Raw genomic sequence first — 12,279 nt, forward strand, 5'->3', positions numbered from 1 at the left:
CCACCTTGATGTTTTTCGTCATTCAACAAATGTGCAGGAAGGCTGCAGTTTGATTCTCAAAACCCCTTTGCAAGCTTTCATTGGTTATTGTTTCCAATGCATTGATAGCGCCAGCCAAACCCTCATCATATACCTCCCCGGCACAAAAATTTATGATACCTGATCAACACGCAATTCCAACCATGTTACTAATGAGACGTAAAAGACTAACCAATAAAAATAAGATATATACGAGCGCTTCCGAAACCACGGTTTCTCTCAATTATTCCCCGGTTTCGGAAGTCCTGAAGTCGAATTTACCGGTGGTAAGGTGTATCATTATCTCCATGTGAAGCCTGAAGTGTGGGAGGATTACAAAACCCTTATTCGGTTAGGAGGCTCCTCAGGTGGGTATGTGAACACACGCATTAAACCGTTTTATGATGGTATTAGGTTGGAATAAGGGCCTTTTAAGGGTCTCCAGACCCGCCAGACCAGGCCCGTTGTGAGTTCAATTTTCTGCCTCATCCGCCTGATTTAGAAACTAGTGAATTGAGAATCGTTTCCAGCGTGTTTATTTTTCATATATAAATCGCTCAACATAAAAACAATGTCGAAACACCCTTGCCATTCGTGGGGAATATTTGCCGCTGATGTATAGATTGTCACAAAACTGTAACATCCGGATAGCTTTGCCGACCAAATTTGAAAATAAAAATAGCCATGAGAAAGTTGACCTTATTGACTTTGCTGCTAATGTTATGTGCTGCCCTGACCCAGGCGCAAAATATTACGGGTAATGTCAAAGACGAACAAGGAAAGAACCTATCCGGTGCTTCTGTAGCACTTAAAAGGTAAAAGACTCCGCCACTGTAAAATTAGGTGTGACCAACAGCTCCGGTCAGTACAGTTTTACAAGCATCAATTCTGGCCAGTATTTTGTCAATGTATCCTTCGTTGGCCATGAAGTTAAAAACTCCCCTCGTTTGAATACAGTGGAAGTGGTGATGCAAAAGGCCCAGATTTTTCTTTAGCCAAATCTTCCGGCAACCTGAAAGAAGTAACTGTTGCCTATCGCAAACCAATGATCGAGGTAAAAGCCGATAAAACCATCCTCAATGTAGAAGGCAGTGTAAATGCAGTTGGACAGGATGCCCTGGAACTGTTGCGCAAATCACCGGGTGTATTGGTCGATAAAGACGATAACCTGAGCCTCAGTGGTAAAAATGGTGTACAGGTATATATTGATGGCCGCCCAACTCCATTATCTGGTAAGGATTTGTCTGATTACCTGAAAACTGTTCAGTCCTCTTCTATTGAAGCCATTGAGATCATTACCAATCCTTCTGCCAAATACGATGCTGCAGGTAATGCCGGTATTATCAATATCAAGCTCAAGAAGAACAAGTCTTATGGAACCAATGGTTCTGTAAATGCGGGGTATGCAATTGGTACCTTCCCCAAATACAATGGAGGTATCTCTTTGAACAACCGCAATAAATTTATCAACGTATACGGTAACTATAATTACAACAAGAGCGAGAACAGGATGAATATGTGGTTGTACCGTAAAGTATTGGATACCTTGTTCGATGGTGCCACCAAAATGAACATGGACAATGAAACCCATGCCTTCAAAGTAGGTGCTGATATGTCACTTAACAAAAGAAGCACCCTGGGTGTAATGGTCAATGGAAACTATAATGACAATGGGTTTAACAACTACAGCCGTACCCCCATCAGCTATATACCTACCGGTAAAGTAGACAGGATCCTTGTAGCCAACAATACCAGCAGTGGTAAAAGGGACAATACGAACTTCAACCTCAATTATCGCTATGCCGATACATCGGGTCGTGAGCTGAGCATGGATGCCGATTATGGTATGTTCCGTAATGAAAGCGATCAGATGCAGCCCAATACTTATTATGATCCAACAGAGACTACCATCATTACCCATCGGGCATATAATATGGTAGCTCCTACGGATATTGATATGTACACGTTCAAAGCTGACTACGAGCAGAATTTCAAAAAAGGCCGTTTGGGCATCGGTGGTAAAACTTCGTATGTAAATACCACCAACGATTTCTCTACTTTCAATGTGCTGAATACCGGAAAAGAGTTGGACAAAGACCGTAGCAATGATTTTGACTATAAAGAAAACATCAATGCAGGTTATGTTAACTATAACAGGCCATTTAAAGGATTTATGGTTCAGTTTGGTGTTCGCGTAGAGAATACCATTGCCAAAGGTCATTCCAATGGCTTTAAAAAGGATGATAACAGTGGGCAGTATGTAGTTTATGATTCCACTTTCAAGCGGAATTATACCGACTTCTTCCCCAGTGCAGCCATCACTTTCAACAAAAAGCCGATGAGCCAGTGGACGCTCTCTTATAGCCGCCGTATTGATCGCCCGGCTTATCAGAACCTGAATCCCTTTGAATTCAGGCTGGATGAGTATACATATCAGAAAGGTAATACCAACCTGATGCCTCAGTACACCAATAGCTTTGCCATTACCCACGTGTTTAAATATACATTGACTACTACCCTGAACTATAGTCATGTAAAAGACATGTTCTCTCAGATCGTTGATGTAACGGAAAAGTCAAAAAGTTATATCACCAATAAAAACCTGGCTACCCAGGACGTGATCAGCCTTAATATTAGTTACCCCTTCCAATACAAGTGGTACAGTGTATTTGCCAACCTGAATACCTATTATTCTAAATTCAAAGCTGATAATGGTCCCAACAGGAAAATTGACCTGGATGTATTCTCGTTCAATCTTTATGCCCAACAAACTTTCCGCTTCGGCAAAGGCTGGACGGGTGAGTTGAGTGGATTCTATACGGCACCTTCTATCTGGCAGGGTACCTTTAAAAGCATTGGTATGGGCGGTCTCGATGGAGGTTTGTCTAAAAACGTGCTGAAGAACAAAGGAACTGTGAAGATCGCAGTAAGTGACATGTTCAAGACCATGAAATGGAAAGGAACGAGTGAATATGCCAACCAGTACACAAGGGCCAATGGTAACTGGGAAAGCCGCCAGTTCAAGATCAATTTCACTTACCGATTTGGTAATAACCAGGTAAAAGCCGCCCGTCAGCGCAATACCGGTTTGGAAGATGAGAACAAACGTGCCAACAGTGGTGGTGGTGGTTTGGGAGGTAACTAATCAACTCCCGGCAGTGTAAAAACATCCCCAAGGCGTTTTATTCCTGCCAACCCGCCCTGTTCTAAACGACGATTGAATTTTTCTCCCATAAAGTCCCGGGGCTGACCCAAAAGGTCAGTTTGTTTAAAGAAGTAAGGGTTGACCCCAAAAAGGTCAGCCCTTACTTTTTAGAGTAAGGGCTGTTTTGTAATTTTAAGTTACCACACTCAAAAATTACAATGGCTAAAATAAAGACTTCCGTAATATTTAAGCAATACAATCAGCAACAATCTTTATTGCTACCCCCTTCTCTGGAAGAATTAATTGGCGAAAAGCACCTTGTCCGGGTAGTCAACGAAGTTGTAGAGTCTATGGATATCAGTGACTTAATTAATCTGTACAAAGGCGGCGGCACTAGTTCCTACCATCCCCGGATGCTGCTGAAAGTGTTATTATATGCCTACAGCGTCAAGATCTACACTGGCCGTAAAATAGCCAAAGCACTCGGCCAGGATATACATTTTATGTGGCTCAGTGGTATGAGCCGGCCTGACTTCCGGACAATCAATAATTTCCGTAGCAGCAAGGCCAAAGAAGTCATAGAGATCCTGTTTAAGGAAATGCTGGAATTCCTGGTAGCCCACCAATACATAAAACTGGAGAACTATTTCTGTGATGGCACGACCTTACGGGCCGATGCCAATCAACACAAAATGGTATGGAAGAAGAATGCAGAACGCTATGGCGCAAAGAATATAGAAAACTGCCGGTCGTTGTTTAAGCAGATCGATGAGTTGAACAGGCAGGAAGAAACAACTTACGGTACAGCAGACCTGGAAGAGCATGGAAAGGCGTCCTTTATTACACGGGAAGCCATTGCAGAGAAAGTAGCTGAATTGAATGATACGATCCGTACAACTACAGCCAAAAGAAAGCGTCGCAAGGCAATGACACTGAAAAAGAAGCTAAAGGAGGCTGAACATAAAATAGACAAGTATAACAACCAGATCACCAAAGCAGGCAAGCGCAGTGGCTACAACAAAACAGACCCTGATGCCAGCGCCATGATGATGAAAAACAAAGTGGAGGTTCTCCCTGCCTACAATATAATGGCTGGCAGTGAAGAGCAGTTCATTACCGGTATCAGTGTTCACCAGACAACCAATGATGGTGTTTGCTTTGAAGGTCACCTGCAGCAGATAGAGCAACAACAGCCCTGCAAACCGGACAGGATCATCGCTGACAGCATCTTTGGTACAGAACAGAATTACGAATTGTTGCAGAAAAATGAGATAGAGAATTATATGAAGTTCCCACTTTATCATAAGGAACAAACAAAGGGGTACCAGAAAACCTTTTTCTAAAGGAGAACTTCTCCTATGACCCTGTAACCGACAGTTACGGATGTCCCAATAATGAGCTGCTTGTTTTTAAAGGCAAACATCAGAAGACGCATAAAAGAACCGGTTACAAGTCTGAAGTGAGACTATATGAGTGTAACAATTGTGCTGGCTGTCCCTTATACCAACAATGCTGCAAATCCACCAAAGGGTACAACCGGAAGATAGAGGTGAATGAAAAGCTTGAAGCCTATAAGCAACAGGCCCGGGAGAATCTTCACACAGAACTGGGACAGGCATTAAAAAAGCGACGCGGTACAGAGATCGAAAGTTGCTTTGGCGACATTAAGCACAATATGGGCTTCCGTCGCTTCCACCTGCGTGGCCTGCGCAAAGTAAAAACAGAGATTGCGCTGGTAGCCATGGCCCATAACCTTCGAAAGGTATATCTCAATGGTGACAAAAGGGCTTCCTGACTGCAAAAACAGGCTCTCAAGGGTAGCTTTACTCCCTGATCTTCTACACAAGCTCATAAATACCCGAAAAACTTACTGCCATAAAAATTATATAGCCCGACAGGGCGGGCCATATAATTTTCTTTTTTTGGCGGGTATTGACCTTTTAGGTCAGCCCCTTTATGTTATCTTTACAGGAATTGGTTTTTAGATAATATCGTATTTATATTCAATTCGTTTAATGAATTTTACAGAATTTGGACTTGATCCTGCCTTGATGGAAAGCATAGAATCAACTGGTTATGAGGTGGCTACACCCATCCAAGAGCAGGTTATTCCTATCATTTTACAGGGCAAGGATATTATAGCCTGCGCCCAGACTGGAACCGGCAAAACTGCAGCTTTCCTCCTGCCCATTATCAACCGCCTCCTCCAGCACAGCAACGACGGACAGGTAAATTGCATCGTACTGGTACCTACACGGGAGTTGGCTATTCAGATAGCTCAAAACCTGGAAGGGTTATCCTACTTTACCTCTATCAGCTCTATAGCTGTATATGGAGGAAATGACGGGATGAACTTTGCTACCGAAAAGAATGCTCTTTCCAAAGGAGTTGACTTCGTCATATGCACCCCTGGCCGCCTGATTGCCCACCTCAACATGGGTTATGTTAAACTTACCGGACTCCAATACCTGGTATTGGATGAGGCCGATCGTATGCTGGATATGGGCTTTCATGATGACATCATGAAGATCATTTCCCACCTTCCCGCCAAACGCCAGAACCTGCTTTTTTCTGCTACGATGGCCGAGAAGATCCGGTCACTGGCCCGCAAGATCCTTCACCAACCCGTAGAGGTCAATATCGCTATTTCCAAACCACCGGAAAAGATCATTCAGGAAGCGTTTGTCGTTTATGAGCCTCAAAAATTGCCCCTGGTTCAATACATTCTACGTAATACCCATTTTAAAATGGTACTCATCTTTTGCTCACGCAAACAGAATGTAAAACAACTGAACAGGGAACTACAAAGGGCCCGCTTCAAGATCGCGGAAATGCATTCAGATCTGGAACAGGCTGACCGTGAAAATGTATTGCTCGATTTCAAAAGTGGACGCACTCCCATCCTTGTAGCAACCGACATCCTTTCGAGGGGTATTGATATCGACAATATTGACCTGGTTATTAACTATGATGTACCCCACGATGGAGAAGATTATATTCACCGTATTGGCCGTACAGCAAGAGCTGAATCCGATGGGATGGCCATTACTTTTATAAGTGAAAAGAACAAAGGCGTTTTGCCGATATTGAAGCCCTCCTCGGTAAGCCCGTTAAAAGGCCATAGTTCCCCAGGAACTAGGTCCCGTTCCCGATTATCGTGCTCATCATGCATCCCGCGCCAAGAGTAATAACAAAAGAAGATACGGTCCTCCACAACGCAGGAGATAATGATGCCGTCCAGGCTGTTTTACTGAACAAATTATCCCTCTATGCAAGCTATTGCCCGGCTATTGCCCATTGTTTGTATTGGCTTGATCATGGGAGCAGCTATCAACAGCTGTTCGCCTAATCCATACGCTACGACTAACAAAGTATATAAGAAGCAATCCAAAACCCTGTCCAAAAGCCTGCAGCCATTGCCGCCCCCACTGGCACTCGATTCTGTCCTGTCGCCAAAATATGCCGTGGGTACCGTCAACTTTGATCTCCGCAAGCCCAATTTTGTGATCATCCATCATACTGCTCAAAATTCCTGTGAGCAAACCCTCAAGACATTTACCCTCGACCGCACCAAGGTAAGCGCTCATTATGTGATTTGTGAGGATGGAACCATCCATCATATGCTCAATGATTACCTGCGTGCCTGGCAAGCCGGCATTTCTAAATGGGGCAATAATACGGATATCAACTCCTCTTCCATTGGTATTGAGTTGGACAACAATGGCTATGAAACTTTTGCGGAACCCCAAATAGTGAGCCTGCTTAAACTACTGGATACCCTCAAAAGAAAATATGCTATCCCTGCTCCAAACTTCATAGGTCACAGTGATATAGCACCAAAACGTAAAGTTGACCCCAACGTATCTTTTCCCTGGCAACGCCTGGCCCGACGTGGGTTTGGACAGTGGTATGATGATACCACCAATATTGTGCTGCCGCCTTCTTATGATCGCCTCACAGCCTTGCGCATCGTGGGTTATGACCTGGCCGATACTACTGCAGCCATTCGTGCTTTTAGAAGGCATTTCCTGCAGGATACCCTGGGGCGCGTACTTACCAGCCCCGATGACAAAATCCTTTACCAGTTGATGAAGAAATACCAGTAAGAGGCACGATCAACTCACAACTGACCACTCACTACATTATCTTTACGCATGAACTGGCAGCAACTCTACAGCGCGCGCCGTACGGGCTCCGAAAATAAATCGACTACTTTTTCCGATGCTATCCGCACCTCCTTCCTGCGTGATTATGACCGCATCATCTTTTCTTCCCCTTTCCGCCGGCTCCAAAACAAAACACAGGTCTTTCCTTTACCAGGCGCTGTCTTTGTACACAATCGCCTCACCCATAGCCTCGAAGTGGCTTCTGTAGGCCGCTCCCTCGGTAAAGCCGTGGGCGATGCCCTGGCTGCCAAATACCCGGAAGCTGAAGAGGATTTCAGGGAGTTTTATAAATATGAACTGCCTTCTGTTATTGCCGCCGGCTGCCTCGCCCACGATATAGGCAATCCCCCTTTGGTCATTCGGGAGAAGATGCTATCCGCACTTTTTCCGCGAGCTGACCGGGAAGCCAAACTACGATTTGAAAGCCAGCTCACGCCTAATCAGCAACGCGACTTCCTGTATTTTGAAGGCAATGCCAATGCTTTCCGTACATTGACCAAAAGCTTTGGCGAAAATACAACCGGTGGCTTCCGCCTTACCTATGCTACCCTGGCCTCTATAATTAAATACCCTTCCGATTCATTAAGCGGTTTCAACAAACAGCGACTCGTTACCAAAAAGTCTGGGTTCTTCGATTCAGAAATAAATACCTATCAACACATTGCTCAGGAACTGGGTATTCCGAAACTTGATGCACAAAAAATATTTACGCCCGCCATCCCTTTGTATACCTGGTAGAAGCAGCCGATGATATATGCTACCGTGTCATAGATTTTGAAGATGCGCACCGACTTAACATCATATCCATTCACACCCTGAAAGACCTCTTCCTGGCTTTCTTCGATGAGGGAGAAGGCTATGATGCCCGTGAGCATGTGGAAGAGATCTTCAACAAGATCAACGATGACAATAAAAAGTAGAATTCCTGCGGGCGAGGTTAATTAACCTGCTCATCAACCGGGTAAAAGCGGTGTTTATGGAAAAAGAAGCAGCATTGCTCAATGGCACAGTAGAAAAGGCCCTGATCGATTACCTGCCCGAGCGGGAGTTGAACCTGATAAAGTCTATAGATACCTTCTCTGTAGCCCATATTTATAACCACCGGTCGGTAGTGGAAATCGAAATAGCTGGTTACAACGTAATTGGCGAGTTACTCAAAGAATTTTTGCTGCAGTGATTACGCCTAAATCGGCCAAATCCTTCAAATTATTGCAACTCATTTCCAAACAGTTTGCTGTTACCGGCCACCCGGATAAGCTTTATGAGGACACTCAATCCATAGTAGACTTTATTGCCGGTATGACCGATCTCTATGCAGTTGATATCTTCCGAAAAGTCACCGGTATCACTTTTCCAACAATCAGGTAAAGCTGCCAGTATGGCTGGGCTTTGGAGCCCAACACATCTATCTGCCTTTTGGCGATTTTGAAAATTACTACTATTGGCTTCGCATTATAGTGCCTTTGAGTACTATTGAAAAGTTGTCCTGTACAATTAATTCGTGTATTGGGTACATATTGTAGTGTTTATAAACAGGTTGTTGTTGAAACAAACAATCTTTAAACACGGAGTAAACAGGCCGCTTGCTTGTCTTTTGTCCGAGTTTGGTCCGAGTTTGGTCCCTGTTTAGTCCCTGTTTAAGTTCGCTAAAATCTATTCATTCTATCGTTGAAAAAGGGATGCGACTTCTCTTAAATCAGTGCTTTAACGTGTATTTTACCCTGGTATGAAGCATGAGCATCCCGGGTTTACCAAGGCTAAGCCGGAACTGAATGGACGTCCCGATCAGAAAGCTGGCTAAAATCTGCTGGTGTAGTAAATACGATTTTGTAATTCCTCTATGCAGCGGGGGGTAAAAACAGGGGTAATTTAATTACAGAGGGGTATGAAAAAGTGACAAACTGTCGGGATTTTGAACCGGAAGTAACTAACGGAGGGCTCGTTCTTTTCAGCCAGTAATAATCTGTTACTCCAGTTCCTCACAGGAATACCCTGCATGGCTTAAGGTATGTTCGACCAACCGTGGGCACAGGTCTTGCGCTTCAATACGCAATACCCTGTCTTTATCGTGCATGTCAACATTCCACCGGATAATGCCTTGCAGGTTATTGAGGTGTGAGCCAATGTGGTGAATGTTCTTCCGGTACCGGAGGTTAGTTTTGAAAACAAGGATGTCCATATAGAGCAGTTGAATAAGGAATGTATATTACTCAGTGCCTGTACCTGGTTGCTCTTTGGCAGCTTCGTCCTTGCTTGCATCATTCCAGGCATTTTTCGGAGGGCACCAGCGGCGGCCAAAACGGTTTTCCCATGACTCTTTAAACCTGTTGCGCTCCTCAGGGGTCATATCCTGCCACTTCTCGTTTAGCTTCCTCTTCCATTCATGTTTTTATGTCCCCAGCCGCCAAAACCGCCAAACAGTATTTTAGATAATACGAGTATACCCATCGCTTGCCAGAAGGTGATAGTCGTTACATGCAACACATCTGGTAGAATAGCATTCCACAACTTCATCACGATAAAACTGAACAGTGATATAAATCCAACTACACATATCAGTATCATGAATGCTTTTCCGCCCCTCGATCTTCTATGTCTCATTCTTGGTCTCATAACACTCATTTATAGGGTTAATAATTTAATAATTCATCCTTTAAAACACTCAAACGTTCACGCAAATGCAATACGGCATACCGTTTCCGGCTGATCAACGTATTTACGGTTTCACCCGTTTGCTCGGCCAATTCTTTAAATGCAATTCCTTCCAGTTCATGTTTAATAAATACATCTCTTTGCTCTGCGGGTAATTCTTCCAATGCAGCATTTAGTTCTTCCCAAAATAAAGTTCGCAGGTATTCCCGTTCAGGATTATTGGAAGCATCAAACAACAACTCACTCCAGTTGATTCCGTCTTCCCCATCTTCGTTGCTGAATACATCTTCCAGCGCCTCCGGTTTGTGCTTGCGTTGTCGGTCGGTGATCTTATTGCGCGCTACCGTGAATAACCAGGCGCTCATTTGCTCAATGGGCTGGGTATTGCCCACAAACTGGTAAAACACATCCTGCAGTACATCCTCGGCATCGGCCTCATTGGTTACCCGCTTACGAATAAAACCCATCAGCCTTTTGCTGTAGTCATTAATGACCTGGGTGATATTGCGTTTCGTTTCTCCAGCCATGCCCGGTGTTATCGTCAGGGTCTTCTCCATTGTATAAATAGGTAGACGCACAAAGACCCTGTATATTTTAAAGATGCGAAAAAAAAGCTAATCAATTGATTGTTTGAACATTATCCTGCTCTTGGATACTGTGGCTAAACGCTTGTATCCTAAAACATTATAAGTAGATTTGAGGCCAATAAAATAGTTGTATGGATTTTGGAAAGGTTCCCCAGGATCAGTTAAATAGCATCGATTTTACCCTTCCGGCCGAGCCTGCCGATAATAAGCCCGTCCTACCGGGCACAAAAGCCGCCCGCCCCCAGGTATATTTTGGAATACCCCGTTGGGGGCACAAATCCTGGATAGGTAGGATCTATCCAAAAGGCACCAAGGAAACTGCGTACATGGAGCAATACATCAAACAGTTTAACAGTGCCGAACTCAACGCCACCCATTATAAGATCTACACGCCCGAAGAGATTGGTAAATGGGCGGCAAAAGCTGCCGGTAAGGATTTCAAGTTCTGTCCCAAAGTACCGCAACTGATTAGTCATTACAGCAACTTCAATAACGTCTTCGATCAAACCTCTGCTTTCCTCGAAGGAGTACTGGCATTTGGTGAAAACCTGGGCCCTGTCTTTCTACAGGTCAGTGAAAGCTATGCCCCCAATCGCCGGGAACCTTTATTCAAATACCTTGCTTCTTTGCCTACCGACCTTTCTTTCTTCCTGGAAGTCAGGCACCCCCAATGGTTTTCCGATCCCGTTATCAAAAAGGAGTTGTTTGATACTTTGCGTTCTTTGAATGTGGGAGCCGTTATTACCGATACCGCGGGCCGAAGAGACTGCGCTCACATGCACTTGCCCGTACCCAAAACATTTGTACGTTTTGTCACCAACCTCCTCCATCCAACCGATTATACCCGGTCGGATGCCTGGGCAGAGCGCATCATTCATTGGATCAACAGTGGCCTGGAAGAGTTATACTTTTTCATACACATGCCCGAGGAAATGTATTGCCCGGAATTGATCGCCTACATCATTGATAAGATCAATCCAGCCTGTGATCTTCACCTGCAGAAGCCTGTATTTATTCAACCTGGTAAACCAACAGCAGGTACACAGATCAGTTTCTTTGATTGATGTAACTAGAAAAAGGGCAGCCGTTTTGTAAACCCAATAATCAATAATTAGCAATCAATAATCTTACTGCAAGCTCCCCGCCGGTTCAGTATCCCCATATTCCTTTCTCACCTGAACCAGGTCTTTCTTCATTTTCGTGATGAGCATTTGATGCTCGGCAGCGCCAATGAGGTTATGTTGTTCCTGGGGATCTTTTGAAGGTCATAAAATTCCCACTCATCTACTGTATAGAAATAGATCAGCTTATACCTGTTTCCACGGATACCCAGGTGTTGTAATACCGTATGATCTGCTTTGTATTCGTAGAAATGATAATAGAGGTAGGGGCGTTTCAATTCTTTTTGCCTGCCTGTAAGGAGCGGTACGAGGCTCAATCCTTGCATCCAGCCCGGTACTGCCACCCCGGCAGCGCTCAACATCGTAGGTGCAAAATCAATGTTCTGTACCATGGCATTGCTAGCCGACGCAGCTTTTATATGCCCTGGCCATCTTACCAGTAACGGCGTTTGCATACTTACATCGTACATCCACCTTTTGTCGAACCATCCGTTTTCACCCAGATAAAACCCCTGGTCACTGGTATATATTGTCATTGTTTGCTTGGTCAAACCTGCACTGTCAAGGTAATTCAACACCCTTCCCACATT

16 protein-coding genes are annotated in these 12,279 nt (G+C 44.4%); 11 read left to right on the plus strand and 5 right to left on the minus strand.

Going from position 1 to position 12,279, the window contains the following annotated elements:
* The first annotated feature begins 226 nt into the window (after nt 1-226).
* The 10 genes from RS881_RS58960 (at nt 227) to RS881_RS03405 (ending at nt 8,697) form a co-directional block, all read left to right on the plus strand.
* Nucleotides 227-442 (plus strand): KTSC domain-containing protein, encoded by a 216-nt coding sequence (locus RS881_RS58960; RefSeq protein WP_350340371.1) that lies wholly within the window; start codon nt 227-229, stop codon nt 440-442.
* A 260-nt stretch (nt 443-702) separates the two neighbouring features.
* Complete coding sequence (locus tag RS881_RS03365) at nt 703-837, plus strand: hypothetical protein (protein ID WP_315819790.1); 135 nt, start codon at nt 703-705, stop codon at nt 835-837.
* A gap of 226 nt (nt 838-1,063) precedes the next feature.
* Entirely contained in the window at nt 1,064-3,163 is a 2,100-nt protein-coding gene (locus RS881_RS03370) for an outer membrane beta-barrel protein (protein WP_315819791.1), read from the plus strand.
* A 218-nt stretch (nt 3,164-3,381) separates the two neighbouring features.
* Nucleotides 3,382-4,506, plus strand: coding sequence for a transposase (locus RS881_RS03375; protein ID WP_315819792.1), 1,125 nt, complete (start codon nt 3,382-3,384; stop codon nt 4,504-4,506).
* A gap of 56 nt (nt 4,507-4,562) precedes the next feature.
* Complete coding sequence (locus tag RS881_RS03380) at nt 4,563-4,958, plus strand: transposase (protein ID WP_315825017.1); 396 nt, start codon at nt 4,563-4,565, stop codon at nt 4,956-4,958.
* 220 nt (nt 4,959-5,178) lie between these two features.
* Nucleotides 5,179-6,351, plus strand: coding sequence for a DEAD/DEAH box helicase (locus tag RS881_RS03385; RefSeq protein ID WP_315819793.1), 1,173 nt, complete (start codon nt 5,179-5,181; stop codon nt 6,349-6,351).
* 81 nt (nt 6,352-6,432) lie between these two features.
* Nucleotides 6,433-7,269, plus strand: a complete 837-nt coding sequence (locus tag RS881_RS03390) for an N-acetylmuramoyl-L-alanine amidase (protein ID WP_315819794.1) — start codon at nt 6,433-6,435, stop codon at nt 7,267-7,269.
* 48 nt (nt 7,270-7,317) lie between these two features.
* Complete coding sequence (dgt, locus tag RS881_RS03395; RefSeq protein ID WP_315819795.1) at nt 7,318-8,067, plus strand: dGTP triphosphohydrolase; 750 nt, start codon at nt 7,318-7,320, stop codon at nt 8,065-8,067.
* 238 nt (nt 8,068-8,305) lie between these two features.
* Nucleotides 8,306-8,506 carry a hypothetical protein gene (locus RS881_RS03400; RefSeq protein WP_315819796.1) on the plus strand — a complete coding sequence of 67 codons (201 nt, stop codon included), beginning with the start codon at nt 8,306-8,308 and terminating at the stop codon, nt 8,504-8,506.
* Complete coding sequence (locus RS881_RS03405) at nt 8,503-8,697, plus strand: hypothetical protein (RefSeq protein ID WP_315819797.1); 195 nt, start codon at nt 8,503-8,505, stop codon at nt 8,695-8,697. The genes RS881_RS03400 and RS881_RS03405 overlap by 4 nt, the downstream gene beginning before the upstream one ends.
* Before the next feature lie 598 nt (nt 8,698-9,295).
* Here the strand turns inward: RS881_RS03405 and RS881_RS03410 are convergent.
* The 4 genes from RS881_RS03410 to RS881_RS03425 all read right to left on the minus strand — a co-directional run bounded on the left by RS881_RS03410 (nt 9,296) and on the right by RS881_RS03425 (nt 10,538).
* Nucleotides 9,296-9,508 carry a hypothetical protein gene (locus RS881_RS03410; RefSeq protein WP_315819798.1) on the minus strand — a complete coding sequence of 71 codons (213 nt, stop codon included), beginning with the start codon at nt 9,506-9,508 and terminating at the stop codon, nt 9,296-9,298.
* A gap of 27 nt (nt 9,509-9,535) precedes the next feature.
* Nucleotides 9,536-9,676, minus strand: coding sequence for a hypothetical protein (locus RS881_RS03415; RefSeq protein WP_315819799.1), 141 nt, complete (start codon nt 9,674-9,676; stop codon nt 9,536-9,538).
* Nucleotides 9,677-9,693: 17 nt separating this feature from the next.
* Entirely contained in the window at nt 9,694-9,894 is a 201-nt protein-coding gene (locus RS881_RS03420; protein WP_315819800.1) for a hypothetical protein, read from the minus strand.
* Between the two features lie 65 nt (nt 9,895-9,959).
* Nucleotides 9,960-10,538, minus strand: coding sequence for an RNA polymerase sigma factor (locus RS881_RS03425; protein ID WP_315819801.1), 579 nt, complete (start codon nt 10,536-10,538; stop codon nt 9,960-9,962).
* A 161-nt stretch (nt 10,539-10,699) separates the two neighbouring features.
* On the opposite strand from RS881_RS03425, the gene RS881_RS03430 reads away from it, so the two are divergent.
* Entirely contained in the window at nt 10,700-11,632 is a 933-nt protein-coding gene (locus RS881_RS03430) for a DUF72 domain-containing protein (protein WP_315819802.1), read from the plus strand.
* A gap of 128 nt (nt 11,633-11,760) precedes the next feature.
* Here the strand turns inward: RS881_RS03430 and RS881_RS03435 are convergent, their stop codons facing one another.
* Nucleotides 11,761-12,267: a sulfatase/phosphatase domain-containing protein gene (locus tag RS881_RS03435; protein ID WP_315819803.1), complete on the minus strand. Its 507-nt coding sequence runs from the start codon at nt 12,265-12,267 to the stop codon at nt 11,761-11,763.
* Between the last annotated feature and the right edge of the window lie 12 nt (nt 12,268-12,279).

Origin of the sequence: Paraflavitalea speifideaquila, assembly GCF_032395985.1 — a bacterium.
GTDB lineage: Bacteria > Bacteroidota > Bacteroidia > Chitinophagales > Chitinophagaceae > Paraflavitalea > Paraflavitalea speifideaquila.